Origin of the sequence: Microbacterium sp. (assembly GCF_049661145.1) — a bacterium.
Taxonomy (GTDB): domain Bacteria; phylum Actinomycetota; class Actinomycetes; order Actinomycetales; family Microbacteriaceae; genus Microbacterium.
Map to the genome: position 1 here is coordinate 1 of NZ_JBASZT010000139.1, position 13828 is coordinate 13828.

Genomic DNA, 13828 nt, shown 5'->3' on the forward strand with positions numbered 1-13828 from the left:
CGGGGCCGCCGTTGCCGTCGCGCTGGTCAGTTGGGCGCCATTGGCGGCGCACACCGCGGCACTCGTGGTCGAGGCGAAGGCGCAGCCGCATGTGACGCTGCTGCCGGTGCTCGGCGTGAGCCGTGCCCGCATCATGTTCCGGCACGTGCTCCCCGCGGTGGTCGGCCCGGTCTCTCGCCACGCCGTGCTCCGGCTGCCCGGCATCGCGCTGGCCCTCGCCGCGCTCGGCTTCCTCGGGCTCGGGCCGCATCAGCCGACGCCGGAGTGGGGGCTGATCCTCGGCGAGGGCATGGGCTACGTCGAGCGCGCTCCGTGGACGGTGCTCGCGCCTGCGATCGCGCTGATCCTGGCATCCGTCCTCGCCGTCTCTCTCGCCTCACTGCCGGTGGGCGGCGCCGCGCGTGGGAGCAGGGAGGCGGAGTCCGACGTCGGGGCCGGCGCGGAGCTCTCCGTCCGACGTGGGTGACCACTGGCGAGCCGCTGCTCTCCGCGGCACCGCCCGCTGCTCCTCCGCGTCGTCAGGCGGCGGCAGTCACGTAGGCCTCGGTGCGCACGGTCGCAGTCGGCGCCCCGTGCAGCAGCCGTGAGACCGGGCAACGCGCGTGCGCTGCATCCGCAAGCCGCGTCGTCGCCTCGTCGTCGAACCCCTCTGCCGACAGAAACGCGGTGACTTCGAACTCGTAGCCCGGCCGGCGCTCGGCGTCGCGCAGCGCGACCTCGACGCGCACGGCGGTGCGCCGTTCGCGGCCCACGACCGCCTGCGCCGTCGCGTTCAGGCAGGTCGCCCAGGCGAGCGCCAAGAGCTGCTCGGGATTGGATGCCGTGGTGTCGGCGTCCGGCGAGAGCGGGTTGAAGACGCTCACGGCCAGGCCGTCCGGAACGGCTGTCACGCCGTCGCCGCCGTCATGGTTGATCGCACTCGTGCGGTACCTGACCGTCATGCGCCCATGATATTGGACTCGGTACAGCAACCCTCCTCCTGTCATCGGAATCCCTCCCCTGAGCATGCCCTCCTCCCCTGCGCCCGTCATCGAACTCGATGGCGTCACCCGACGCTACGGCAACGCGCATCCGGCGCTCGACCACATCGATCTCACGATCGCTGCGGGCGAGGTGTTCGGGATCATCGGCGAGAGCGGGGCGGGCAAGACCACGCTGCTCGGCCTCCTGACGGCGGCCGATGTCGCGGACGAAGGCACCGTCCGCGTACTGGGAGAAGAACTCGGCGGCCTCGACGCCGCCGCGCTGCGGCGCCTGCGCAGGTCGATGGGCGTCGTCTTCCAGGGAGTGCACCTGCTCAGCAACCGCACCGTGCACAGCAACGTCGCGCTGCCCCTGCGGCTGGCGCGATGCGATCCGGCCGGTCGCATCGCCCGGGCAGAGCGCACCGCGGAGCGCGAGGCGGTCGCCGAGATCCTGGACTTCGTCGGCCTCGGCGGCATGGGCCATCGCTACCCCGCCCAGCTCTCCGGCGGCCAGCGGCAGCGCGTCGGCATCGCTCGCGCCCTCGTGACGCGGCCACGCCTGCTCCTCTGCGATGAGCCCACCTCATCACTCGACGGCAGCACCACCGACGGCATTCTGGAGGTACTGCTGGACGCGCGGGCCCGCCTGGGGACCACCGTCGTGGTCGTCACGCACGATCTCGACGTCGTCCGCGGCGTCTGCGACCGGGTGGCGCTGCTGGAGCGCGGCGTGCTCCAGGACGTGCTGACCGTCACGCGCCGACCGCTCACCGCGTCCGTTCCCTACCTGGATCGCGCCCGGCGGGAGCTGTCCGCGTGAGTGCGCTCGGCGATGGGTTGGAAGGTGTGCTCGACGGCCGGGGCCCCGAGCTCTTGCAGGCGATCGGCGAGACCGGCTATATGCTGGCCGTCTCTCTCGCCTGCGCCGTGCTCCTGGGGCTGCCGCTCGGCATGATCGTGTACCTCACCGGGCGCACCGGAATCGCGCCGAACCGAGTCGCGTGGGCGATCGCGAACCTGTACATCAGCGTCGTGCGGTCCTTCCCGTTCCTGCTGCTGGTCGTGTTCCTCGTTCCTGTCACCCGGCTCGTGTACGGCACGACGTTCGGCACGCCGGCGGCCTCGTTCTCGCTGTGCGTCGTCGCCGTCGCCATCTACGGCCGCCTCGTGGAGCAGATCCTCCGCGAAGTGGACCCCGGCATCCCGCGCGTCGCGCGGACGATGGGGGCGACGCTCCCCCAGACCGTGACCCGCATCCTGTTCCCCGAGGCGCTGCCGGGACTCGTGTACGCCCTGACGTCGGCAACCATCAGCCTCATCTCGTACTCCACCGTGCTGGGCGTCGTCGGCGGTGGCGGCGTGGGCGCGTTCGCGATGCGCTACGGCTACGCCGAGTACAACCACGGCCTCATGTACTTCACGATCCTCGTCATCATCGTGATCGTGCTGCTCATCCAGGCGGGCGGCCAGCGCCTGTCCGAGCGGCTCGACCACCGGTGACGCGCCGAGCAGACCCACACCACGAACAAGGAGAATCCATGCGTTCACGTCCCTTGAAGGCCATCACGGCGCTCGCTGCTGCGGCGGCACTCCTGGTCGGCTGCACGTCGTCCGCCGGGCCCGATTCGAGCGCGCCCGGCGGCGAGCCGGTGACGCTCCGGGTCGGCGCGGTGTCCTCGCCGATGACCGATGTCGTCGAGGCCGCCGCGCAGGCGATCGACCCCGCCTACGAGATCGAGCTGGTCGAGGTGAGCGACTACGTCACCATCAACAACATGCTCGCCGCCGGCGACCTCGACGCGAACTTCTCACAGCACGTGCCCTACATGGAGCTGTTCAACGAGAAGAACGGCGCGTCGCTTCGCGGGATGACGCCCGTGTACAACTTCGTCATCGCCTTCTACTCGAAGACCCTCGACGACATCGCCGACCTGCCGCAGGACGCCGTCGTGGCCATCCCCAACGACGCCGCCAACGCGGGCCGGGCCCTGAAGCTCCTCGCCGACAATGACATCCTGACACTGGATCCGGACGTCGACCCCTACGAGGCCACAACCGCCGACATCACCGAGAACCCCAAGAATCTGCAGTTCCTCGAGGTCGAGATCGCGCAGCTGAACACCGCGTACGACGAAGCCGACCTCGTCTTCCAGTGGCCGTCGATGATCGCAGCTCTCGGGCTGAACCCGCAGGACGACGGCCTCCTCACCGAGCTCGACGATCGCTTCGCGCTGAACCTCGTCGTGCGCTCGGAGGATGCCGATACGCCCGCGACCGACGCGCTCATCACCGCGTTCACCAGCGACGAGGTTCTTGCGGTGATCGAGGCCAACCCCACGATCGAGCCCGCGTTCTGACCGCGGCCGGGGCGGGTGCAGGTTCCTGAGGAGATTGCAGGATTCTGAGGATCGGATGCCGGGATTTCGTCCTCAGGATCCGTCATCTCCTCAGCATCCGACGCAACGTCCCATGGCTGGGCCCGGGTAAACTGGCTCGACAACCCACACTCAGGCACGCTCACACAGTGCCGCCTATACCGCTCGAGGAGTTTCACCATGTCGACCATTCCCGACAAGCCCGCGCTGGAAGGCCTCGAGCGAAAGTGGGATGCCGCCTGGCGCGAGCAGGGCACCTACCTGTTCGATCGCGATGCCGCCAAGGCCGCAACGAAGGCGATGGGACGCGCGGGTGTCTTCTCGGTCGACACTCCCCCGCCCACGGCGTCGGGCAGCCTGCACATCGGTCACGTGTTCAGCTACACGCACACCGACGTCAAGACCCGCTTCGAGCGCATGCGCGGCAAGACCGTGTTCTATCCGATGGGCTGGGACGACAATGGGCTTCCGACCGAGCGTCGCGTGCAGAACTACTACGGCGTGCGGTGTGACACCTCACTGCCGTACGACCCCGACTTCACGCCGCCGTTCCACGGCGACGCGAAGAGCCTCAAGCCCGCCGACCAGGTGCCGATCAGCCGCCGCAACTTCATCGAGCTCTGCGAGGCACTGACCGAAGAGGACGAGAAGGCGTTCGAGGACGTGTTCCGCCAGCTCGGGCTGTCGGTGGACTGGACCCAGACCTACCGCACGATCTCGGTCGACACGATCCGCACGAGCCAGCTCGCCTTCCTGCGCAACCTCGAACGCGGTGAGGCGTACCAGGCACTCGCGCCGACGCTGTGGGACATCGACTTCCGCTCCGCGATCGCCCAGGCCGAGCTCGAAGACCGCGAGCAGCAGGCGAGCTACCACCGCATCGCCTTCCACAAGACCGACGGCACCGGCGACATCCACATCGAGACGACCCGGCCCGAACTGCTCGCCGCGTGCGTCGCCCTCGTTGCGAACCCCGACGACAAGCGCTACCAGCCGGTGTTCGGCCAGACCGTGCGCACCCCCGTGTTCGACGTCGAGGTGCCGATCCTCGCCCACCCGCTCGCACAGCAGGACAAGGGGTCGGGCATCGCGATGATCTGTACGTTCGGCGACGTGACCGACATCATCTGGTGGCGCGAGCTCGACCTCCCCAACCGCACGATCCTCGGGCAGGACGGGCGCATCATCGCCGAGGCTCCCGACGTCATCGTGACGGATGCCGCGAAGGACGCCTACGCGCAGCTGGCCGGCCTCACGGTGTTCAGCGCCAAGAAGCGGATGGTCGACCTGTTGACCGTCTCGGGTGAGCTGCTCGAGGTCTCCAAGCCCTTCAGCCACCCGGTGAAGTTCTACGAGAAGGGTGACCGGGCCCTCGAGATCGTCTCGACCCGGCAGTGGTACCTGCGGGGCGGCGCCCGCGACGAGGCGTTCCGCGACAAGCTCATCGCGCTCGGCCGCGAGATGAACTGGCACCCCGACTTCATGCGCGTGCGCTATGAGAACTGGACGAACGGTCTCACCGGCGACTGGCTCATCTCGCGCCAGCGATTCTTCGGCGTGCCGATTCCGGTCTGGTACCCGCTCGACGAGGACGGCGAACGCGTCGACGGCGCGGTCTTGACCCCCGACCTCGCGAGCTTGCCGGTCGACCCGACGACGGACGTGCCGGCGGGCTATACCGAAGCCCAGCGCGGCATCGCGGGCGGCTTCGAGGGAGAGAAGGACATCTTCGACACGTGGGCGACCTCGTCGCTCACCCCGCAGCTGGCCGGTGGCTGGCAGCGCGACGACGAGCTCTGGAACCTCGTTGCTCCCTTCGACCTGCGACCGCAGGGTCAGGACATCATCCGCACCTGGCTGTTCTCCACCATGGTGCGCTCGGCTCTCGAAGACGACCGCGCACCGTGGACGGATGCCGCGATCAGCGGATTCATCGTCGACCCCGACCGCAAGAAGATGTCGAAGTCGAAGGGCAATGTCGTCACCCCTGCCGACATCCTGGAGGCGCACGGCACCGACGCCGTGCGGTACTGGTCGGCGTCCAGCCGCCTCGGTGCCGACGCGGCCTTCGACCCGCAGAACCCGACGCAGGTGAAGATCGGCCGCCGGCTGGCGATCAAGGTGCTCAACGCCGCCAAGTTCGTCCTGTCGTTCCCGGTGCCCGAGGGCGCCGAGATCACCCACGCGCTGGATGCCGCGATGCTCGCGACGCTCGACGGGATCGTGCGCACCGCGACGAAGGCGTTCGAGGAGTACGACCACGCTCGCGCGCTCGAAGTGACCGAGGCGTTCTTCTGGACCTTCTGCGACGACTACCTCGAACTCGTCAAGGAGCGCGCGTACGACCGGACCGACGTGGGCCAGGCATCCGCCGCCCTCGCGCTGCGACTGGCCCTGTCGACCCTGCTGCGCCTGCTCGCCCCGATCCTCGCGTTCGCGACGGAAGAGGCCTGGTCATGGTTCGAGGAAGGCTCGATCCACACCGCGCCGTGGCCTGAGCCGCGCGGTATCGAGGGTGACCCCGCAGTGCTCACCGCCGTCAGTGCCGCACTCGTCGGCATCCGTCGCGCCAAGACCGAGGCGAAGGCGTCGCAGAAGACCCCCGTGTCCCGCCTCGTGGTCCGTGCCGAGGGCGCGACGATCTCGGCGCTGCAACAGGCGGAGGGCGACCTCAGGGCGGTCGGGCGTATCGCGGACCTCGAACTGCTGGCCGGCGGGAGCACACTCACGATCGACACCGTCGAACTCGTCGCACAGGACGCCTGACATGCGACTCGGAACGCGCTGGATGAGCGGCGAGGCACCCCCTGCGGCCGTGCCGGAGATACTGCACGCGCAGATCTCGGCCGTCGACCGCGCGCTGCCCGGCGATGATCTCGGGCAGCCGCGCCCGCACTGGACGCTGACCTTCCTCGAGGGCCGCCCGATCGCGGAACTCGACACCGGGGTGATCGTGGAGGCCACGGCATCCGGCGACGTCGTCGTGCGACACGACGAGGAGGACGACTTCGGTTGAGACCGTCCGCGACGGATCCTCCCGACGGGATTCTAGGGTGGAGGCATGACGGATGCCGACAGCAACCCCCTGCTCGCCCCCAGTCCACTCCCCTATGGACTTCCGGACTACCGCGGGATCTCGCCGTCGCACTACCTCCCGGCGTTCGAGGCCGCGTTCGCCGAGCATCGCCGGGAGATCTCCAACATCACGCGGGCACGCTCGATGCCGACGTTCGAGAACACGATGCTGGCTCTGGAACGCTCGGGCGAGCTGCTAGGCCGCGTCGCCCGCACGTTCTACACCGTGTCATCGGCGGACGCGACACCGGAGATCCAGGCGATCGAGGAGACGCTCGCGCCCCTCATGGCGGCACACAATGACGCCGTCCAGCTCGACGGCGCGCTGTATTGGCGCATCAAGACGCTGCACGATCAGCTCGACGCACTGCAGCTCGAGCCCGAGGACCGGTACCTCGTCGAGCGGCACTTCCGCGAGCTGACGCACGCCGGTGCCGCTCTCGATGAGACGCAGAAGCAGGAGCTCACCGAGCTCAACCAGCGCCTGTCGGTACTGACGACGACCTTCGAGAAGAACCTGCTCGCCGACACCAACGAGCTGGCCGTGGTGTTCGATGACGCCGCCGACCTCGACGGGCTCACCGAGGGCGAGCTGTCCGCCGCCGCACAGAACGCGACCGACCGCGGGCTCGAGGGGCGCTACGTCGTCACGCTGACGCTGTACACGGGGCATCCGTATCTGTCGAGCCTCACGAGCCGCGAGAGTCGCCGTCGCCTGCTCGATGCGTCGCGCCGCCGAGGCGCGCGTGGCAACGAGCACGACAACCGCGAGGTACTGCGCGAGATCGTCCGGCTGCGCGCCCGCCGCGCCGCGCTGCTGGGCTACGACAGCCACGCCGCATACGTGACGAGCGACGAGACGGCCGGTTCCCCCGACACGGTTCACGCACTGCTGCGCCGACTCGCGGTTCCCGCGGCGCGCAACGCGCGTGCGGAACAGCACGCTTTGCAGAGCCTGGTGGATGCCGAGGACGAACCCTTCATGCTCGAGGCGCACGACTGGGCGTTCTACACCGAGAAAGTCCGGGCGGCCGAGTACGACCTGGACCGCGGTGCGCTGCGACCGTGGTTCGAGGCGGAGCGGGTGCTCCAGAACGGGGTCTTCTTCGCGGCGAACGCATTGTACGGCGTCACGTTCACGGAGCGCGAGGATCTGCCCGCCTATCACCCCGATGCGCGGGTGTTCGAAGTGCGCAACGAGGATGGTTCCGCCGTCGGCTTGTTCATCCTGGATCTGTACACGCGCGACACCAAGCGGGGAGGAGCGTGGATGAACTCGATCGTGTCGCAGTCCCGGCTGCGCGGCACCCGCCCGATCGTCGTCAACAACCTCAACGTCCCCAAGCCCGCGGCGGGCCAGCCGACACTTCTCACCCTCGACGAGGTGACGACGATGTTCCACGAGTTCGGGCACGCCCTGCACGGCCTGTTCGCGACGGTCACCTACCCGCATTTCGCGGGCACCGCCGTCTTCCGCGACTTCGTGGAGTTTCCGAGCCAGGTCAATGAGATGTGGATCCTGTGGCCCGAGGTCCTCGCCTCTTATGCGCGGCACCGCGAGACGGGCGAGCCGTTGCCGGCAGAGGTGGTCGACAGGCTGCACGCCTCGGAAGCGTTCAATCAAGGCTTCGCAACGAGCGAGTACCTCGCGGCATCCTGGATCGACCAGGCCTGGCATTCGCTCGACGCCGACGCCGCAGCGGAGGTCGACGACGTCGCCGCATTCGAGAGGGCGGCGCTCGCCGACATCGGCCTGGACAACCCGCTCGTGCCGACGCGATACTCTTCGACGTACTTCGCCCACGTGTTCTCCGGTGGCTACAGCGCGGGGTACTACTCCTACATCTGGAGCGAAGTGCTCGATGCCGACACCGTCGAGTGGTTCCGTGAGAACGGCGGCCTGACCAGGCCCAACGGCGACCGGTTCCGTTCGCTGTTGCTCGGGGTCGGCGGATCGAAGGATCCGCTCGAGGCCTACCGCGACTTCCGCGGCCGCGACGCCGACATCGCCCCGCTGCTGAAGCGCCGCGGCCTCGACGCGTAGCCTGCCCGGCTCAGCCGCGATGCGCCCACTCCCCCTGCTCGTCGCCGCGGTCGCCTGCTCGGCGATGCTCGCGGCTGATGCCGCAGCATCCCTCGCCGACCGCCGGAAACTCGGCAACCAAGGCATGCCGGGCCGCACTGTCGTCCTGGTGCTGGGATTCGGGAACCGAAGCCCGCGGATCAACCTCGTCAACCGCTGGCGTGCACGCTCCGGCATCCGGACCGCGAATCGGTATGACGCCGACCTGGTCGTCTTCTCGGGCGGCGATGTTCGCGGACAGATCGAGGCGGACCTCCTCGCGGCCTACGCTCGGCGACGCGGACTCGCCCGTAGGGTCGCCGTGGAGCGCCGCTCGCGCTCTACGTTCGAGAACCTCTCACTCTCGGCACCGCTGCTGAACGGGGCGACGCGCATTGCGATCGTGTCCAACCCGTTCCACGCTCACCGGGCGCGATCGATTCTGTGGGCGACACGACCCGACCTCGCGACACGTCTTGTCGCGCCGGCCTACGACCGGCGCGGCCTTTGGACGGTCGGCTTCTCTCTCGCGGTGCTCTACGAGGTCATCCGGACCGCGGTGCACCGTTAGGCGCTCTTGCGCTTGCGCTCCAGCACGAGGGTCGGCGCGGCGCCTTGCGTGACGGCGTCGCGCGTGACGATCACCTTTGCGACATCGTCGACCGATGGGATCTCGAACATGATCGGACCCAGTACCTCTTCGAGAATCGCGCGCAGGCCACGGGCACCGGTGTTGCGGGCGACGGCGAGGTCGGCGATCGCCCGCAGCGCTTCGTCTTCGAACTCGAGCTGCGTCCCATCGATCTCGAACATGCGCTGGTACTGCTTGACGAACGCGTTCTTCGGACCGGTCAGAATCTCGATGAGCGCTTCCTGGTCGAGCGGAGCGACCGAAGTGACGACCGGGAGGCGACCGATGAACTCCGGGATGAGGCCGAACTTGTGCAGGTCCTCCGGTCGTACCTCTCTGAACAGGTCGAGCTCTGCACCCTTCTCCTGCAGCGGGGCCCCGAAACCGATGCCGTGCTTACCGACGCGCGACGAGATGATGTCCTCCAAGCCCGCGAACGCCCCCGCGACGATGAAGAGCACGTTGGTCGTGTCGATCTGGATGAACTCCTGGTGCGGATGCTTGCGCCCGCCTTGCGGCGGCACCGAGGCGACCGTGCCCTCGAGGATCTTCAGCAGTGCCTGCTGCACGCCCTCGCCCGACACATCACGCGTGATGGAGGGGTTCTCGGCCTTGCGGGCGATCTTGTCGACCTCGTCGATGTAGATGATGCCCGTCTCGGCGCGCTTGACGTCGAAGTCGGCCGCCTGCAGGAGTTTGAGGAGGATGTTCTCGACGTCCTCGCCGACGTATCCCGCTTCTGTCAAGGCCGTGGCATCGGCGACGGCGAACGGAACGTTCAGCCGTTTGGCCAGAGTCTGCGCAAGATAGGTCTTCCCGCATCCGGTCGGTCCCAGAAGAAGGATGTTGCTCTTCGCGATCTCGACGGCGTCGGCCCGCTGCTCGGCCGGCTGCAGCGTGCCGTGCGCACGGATCCGCTTGTAGTGGTTGTACACGGCGACAGCGAGGGCCTTCTTCGCGGCATCCTGTCCGACCACGTACTCCTCGAGGAACGCATAGATCTCGCGAGGCTTGGGCAGATCGAAGTCGGCCACCACACCGTCGCCGGACTCCGCCATGCGCTCTTCGATGATCTCGTTGCACAGCTCGACGCACTCGTCGCAGATGTACACGCCGGGGCCGGCGATGAGCTGCTGCACCTGCTTCTGGCTCTTGCCGCAGAAGGAACACTTGAACAGGTCGGCGCTCTCACCGATACGAGCCATGGTGCTTCCCCTTCAGAGAACTCTCAGGTGCTGTTCGAGCCTAACCTCTCCCCACGACATCCGGCGGATTGCGACGCGTTGCGCAACGTTCTCGACGGCAAAGTCCCGCCGCCCGGATGCTCGGACGCGGCGGGACTTCACGTGGTTGCGGGAGTCAGGAGGCGATCGCGGCAGGCTGACGCTTGCGCGAGGTCAGCACCTGATCGACGATCCCGTACTCGAGCGCCTCGGTGGCGGACAGGATCTTGTCTCGATCGATGTCCTTGTTGACCTGCTCCTGCGTGCGGTTGGTGTGGCGTGCCATCGTCTCCTCCAACCATGTCCGCATTCGCAGGATCTCGGCGGCCTGGATCTCGATGTCCGAGGCCTGGCCGTGCCCGGACTCGCCGACAGCGGGCTGGTGCATGAGAATGCGGGCGTTGGGAAGCGCGAGGCGCTTTCCCGGCGCGCCGGCGGCGAGCAGGACGGATGCCGCGGATGCCGCCTGACCGAGGACGACCGTCTGGATCTGGGGCGAGACGTACTGCATCGTGTCGTAGATCGCCGTCATGGCGGTGAACGAGCCGCCGGGCGAGTTGATGTACATGATGATGTCGCGGTCGGGATCCTGCGATTCCAGGACCAGCAGTTGCGCCATGACGTCGTCGGCCGACGCGTCGTCGACCTGCACGCCGAGGAAGATCACGCGGTCCTCGAACAGCTTGTTGTACGGGTCCTGACGCTTGTAGCCATAGGCGGTGCGTTCTTCGAACTGCGGGAGGATGTAGCGGCTCTGGGGCATCTGGCTCTGGGGCATCTGGCTCCGGGGCATCGGGAAGCCCTGCGGCAGGCCGGCGGTGGGGATGTTCATTTCTCTCGGTCCTCCCGTGGTCACTTGTCGGTCCCGCCGCCGCCGATGACATCGGTGGCGGACTCGCGGATGTGGTCGACGAAGCCGTATTCGAGCGCTTCGTCCGCCGTGAACCACCGGTCACGGTCACCGTCGGCGTTGATCTGGGCGACGGACTTGCCCGTCTGAGCGGCGGTGATCTCTGCGAGCCGCTTCTTCATGTCGAGGATCAGCTGAGCCTGCGTCTGAATGTCGCTCGCCGTGCCACCGAAGCCACCGTGCGGCTGGTGCAGCAGCACACGGGCGTTCGGTGTGATGTAGCGCTTGCCCTTGGTGCCGGCCGTCAGCAGGAGTTGGCCCATCGAAGCCGCCATGCCGATGCCGACGGTGACGATGTCGTTGGGTACGAACTGCATCGTGTCGTAGATGGCCATGCCGGCGGTGATCGAACCGCCCGGCGAGTTGACATAGAGGTAAATGTCCTTCTCGCTGTCCTCGGCGGCGAGGAGCAGGATCTTCGCGCAGATCTCGTTCGCGTTCTCGTCGCGCACCTCCGATCCGAGCCAGATGATGCGGTCTTTCAGCAGCCTGTCGAAGACGCTCGTCGCGACAAGTGGTTCAGCCATGGATACTCCTGATTCCGGGTTTCCGTACGCCATCGAATCTACCGACGCCGCATCCAGACCCCGCCCGTGTTCGCCGTCGGCGGAGCGACGCGCGAACCACGTTTCGACTCCTCGCTGCGCTCGTCGCGGGGCGAGCGCAGCGAGTCGAAACGGCTCTACTCGGCGTCGGCCTTCTCGGTCGCCTTCTTCTTGGCAGCCGCCTTCTTGGCAGGCTTCTCGGCGGTCTCGGCGGCGGCGTCGTCGGCATCCGCCGCAGCATCCGCGATCACTTCCGCCTCTTCGACGACCTCGGCCTCGGCCTCTTCCTCGTCGTCCATGGCCACGAATCCGGTGAGGTCGACGGGCTTGCCGTTGGTGTCGACGACCGTGACCTTGCCGAGCGCGATCGCGAGGGCCTTGTTGCGCGCGACTTCGCCCACCATGGCGGGCAGCTGATTCCCCTCCTGCAGCGCGTCGGCGAACTCCTGCGGGGCCATGCCGTACTGCGCGGCCGACTGGATGAGGTACTGGGTGAGCTCATCCTGCGAGACCTGCACCTCGTGCGCCTCGACGAGCTTGTCGAGGACCATCTGGGTGCGGAACTGCTTCTGGCTGGCCTCGGTGACCTCCGCGCGGTGCTCGTCGTCCTCCAAGCGCCCTTCGCCCTCAAGGTGGGCGTGGACCTCGTCCTCGATCAGCTGGGCCGGAACGGGGATCTCCACCCCGGCCAGCAGCGTCTCGAGCAGCTTGTCGCGCGCAGTCGCGCCCTGCACATAGATCGACTGCTCGGCGACGCGCTCGGAGAGGCTCTCGCGCAGCTCGGCGATCGTGTCGAACTCGCTCGCCATCTGTGCGAAGTCGTCGTCCGCGTCAGGGAGCTCACGCTCCTTTACGGCGATCACCGATACGGAGACCTCGGCCTCTTCACCGGCGTGGTCCCCGCCGATCAGCGTGCTGCGGAAGGTCGTGTCCTCACCGGCCGTCAGCGAGTCGATGGCCTCGTCGATGCCCTCCAGCAGTTCTCCCGACCCGATCTCGTACGAGACGCCTTCAGCGCGATCGATCTCGACACCGTCGATCGTGGCGACGAGGTTCAGCTCGACGAAATCACCCGTCGTCGCGGGGCGGTCGACCGTGATCAGCGTGCCGAAGCGGGCGCGCAGACGGTCGAGCTCGGCATCGATGGCGGCTTCGTCGGTCTCGACGGCGTCGATCTCGACGGTGAGGTCGTCGAGGGCGGGCAGTTCGAACTCCGGACGGACGTCCACCTCGACCTCGACCTTGAGGTCGCCGGAGAAGTCCTTGTCACTCGGCCACTCGACGACTTCGGCCGACGGGCGGCCGACGATGCGGACCCCGCCTGCCGTCACGGCCTCGCGGTAGAACGCATCGAGACCCTCGCTGACGGCGTGCTCGATGACGGCACCGCGACCGACGCGCTGGTCGATGATCGGTGCGGGGACCTTGCCCTTGCGGAAGCCGGGGATCTGGATGTCCTGGGCAATGTGCTCGTATGCGTGCGTGATGCTCGGCTTCAGCTCATCGGGGGTGACCGTGATGTGCAGCTTCACCCGCGTCGGGCTGAGCGTCTCTACGGTGCTGGTGACCATGCCTGTTGTTCTCCTCGTGTGCGGCCGCGCACGCGCGCGTCCGTGGTGGTGTGGGTCTGGGTCTGTGGTGGGCCGTGGTCGGGGCGACAGGATTTGAACCTGCGGCCTCCCGCTCCCAAAGCGGGCGCTCTACCAAGCTGAGCTACGCCCCGGGCGCGCAGTTACCGATACCGGAGGCGTGCGTGCGCCGAAACGGCCGTTGGTCAGTCTAGTCGACCCGACCTAGTAGACTCTTCGAGGTTCTGCGTCATCGCAGGCTCGGGGATGTAGCTCAATGGTAGAGCCTCAGTCTTCCAAACTGATTGCGCGGGTTCGATTCCCGTCATCCCCTCCACATCGACGCCGCCGCCTACTCCCCTCGCGAGACCGCGTCCCTGCGTCGAAACCCCCGCAAACAATCTGGGGTCTCGACCCGCAGCGGCGGTCTCGCGGGCGGCGACCGGTCAGCGGGCGGGCGGGGACCGGTCACCC

The 13828-nt window shown here is 67.7% G+C and carries 13 protein-coding genes and 2 tRNA genes; 9 read left to right on the forward strand and 6 right to left on the reverse strand.

The genetic code is table 11. The annotated features are described in order from the left end of the window. On the forward strand, positions 1-466 hold a 466-nt coding region (locus tag WBP48_RS06045), incomplete at its 5' end, for an ABC transporter permease subunit (protein ID WP_424437583.1). 52 nt (positions 467-518) lie between these two features. Here the strand turns inward: WBP48_RS06045 and WBP48_RS06050 are convergent. Further along, positions 519-941 (reverse strand): OsmC family protein, encoded by a 423-nt coding sequence (locus WBP48_RS06050; protein ID WP_424437586.1) that lies wholly within the window; start codon positions 939-941, stop codon positions 519-521. 64 nt (positions 942-1005) lie between these two features. On the opposite strand from WBP48_RS06050, the gene WBP48_RS06055 reads away from it, so the two are divergent. The 7 genes from WBP48_RS06055 to WBP48_RS06085 all read left to right on the forward strand — a co-directional run bounded on the left by WBP48_RS06055 (position 1006) and on the right by WBP48_RS06085 (position 9048). Beyond that, positions 1006-1785 carry a methionine ABC transporter ATP-binding protein gene (locus tag WBP48_RS06055; protein WP_424437589.1) on the forward strand — a complete coding sequence of 260 codons (780 nt, stop codon included), beginning with the start codon at positions 1006-1008 and terminating at the stop codon, positions 1783-1785. Then, a complete protein-coding gene (locus WBP48_RS06060) occupies positions 1782-2465 on the forward strand; it encodes a methionine ABC transporter permease (protein WP_424437592.1) in 684 nt (227 codons plus the stop codon). The genes WBP48_RS06055 and WBP48_RS06060 overlap by 4 nt, the downstream gene beginning before the upstream one ends. Before the next feature lie 38 nt (positions 2466-2503). Next, the gene (locus WBP48_RS06065; RefSeq protein WP_424437595.1) at positions 2504-3322 is read left to right on the forward strand and encodes a MetQ/NlpA family ABC transporter substrate-binding protein; all 819 of its coding nucleotides are present in this window, start codon (positions 2504-2506) and stop codon (positions 3320-3322) included. A gap of 198 nt (positions 3323-3520) precedes the next feature. After that, positions 3521-6106, forward strand: a complete 2586-nt coding sequence (gene valS, locus WBP48_RS06070; RefSeq protein ID WP_424437598.1) for a valine--tRNA ligase — start codon at positions 3521-3523, stop codon at positions 6104-6106. Between the two features lies 1 nt (position 6107). Then, positions 6108-6356 carry a hypothetical protein gene (locus tag WBP48_RS06075; protein ID WP_424437601.1) on the forward strand — a complete coding sequence of 83 codons (249 nt, stop codon included), beginning with the start codon at positions 6108-6110 and terminating at the stop codon, positions 6354-6356. A 45-nt stretch (positions 6357-6401) separates the two neighbouring features. Then, complete coding sequence (locus WBP48_RS06080) at positions 6402-8459, forward strand: M3 family metallopeptidase (protein WP_424437604.1); 2058 nt, start codon at positions 6402-6404, stop codon at positions 8457-8459. 19 nt (positions 8460-8478) lie between these two features. After that, complete coding sequence (locus tag WBP48_RS06085; protein WP_424437607.1) at positions 8479-9048, forward strand: YdcF family protein; 570 nt, start codon at positions 8479-8481, stop codon at positions 9046-9048. Here WBP48_RS06085 and clpX read toward each other — a convergent pair. The 5 genes from clpX to WBP48_RS06110 all read right to left on the reverse strand — a co-directional run bounded on the left by clpX (position 9045) and on the right by WBP48_RS06110 (position 13509). Beyond that, a complete protein-coding gene (clpX, locus tag WBP48_RS06090) occupies positions 9045-10313 on the reverse strand; it encodes an ATP-dependent Clp protease ATP-binding subunit ClpX (RefSeq protein ID WP_424437610.1) in 1269 nt (422 codons plus the stop codon). The genes WBP48_RS06085 and clpX overlap by 4 nt on opposite strands. Positions 10314-10467: 154 nt before the next feature. After that, positions 10468-11163 (reverse strand): ATP-dependent Clp protease proteolytic subunit, encoded by a 696-nt coding sequence (locus WBP48_RS06095; protein ID WP_424437613.1) that lies wholly within the window; start codon positions 11161-11163, stop codon positions 10468-10470. Between the two features lie 20 nt (positions 11164-11183). Continuing rightward, the gene (locus WBP48_RS06100; protein ID WP_424437616.1) at positions 11184-11768 is read right to left on the reverse strand and encodes an ATP-dependent Clp protease proteolytic subunit; all 585 of its coding nucleotides are present in this window, start codon (positions 11766-11768) and stop codon (positions 11184-11186) included. A gap of 155 nt (positions 11769-11923) precedes the next feature. Then, entirely contained in the window at positions 11924-13357 is a 1434-nt protein-coding gene (gene tig, locus WBP48_RS06105) for a trigger factor (RefSeq protein WP_424437619.1), read from the reverse strand. A 75-nt stretch (positions 13358-13432) separates the two neighbouring features. After that, a tRNA-Pro gene (locus WBP48_RS06110) sits at positions 13433-13509 on the reverse strand. A 108-nt stretch (positions 13510-13617) separates the two neighbouring features. On the opposite strand from WBP48_RS06110, the gene WBP48_RS06115 reads away from it, so the two are divergent. After that, positions 13618-13691, forward strand: a tRNA-Gly gene (locus WBP48_RS06115). Positions 13692-13828: the final 137 nt, after the last annotated feature.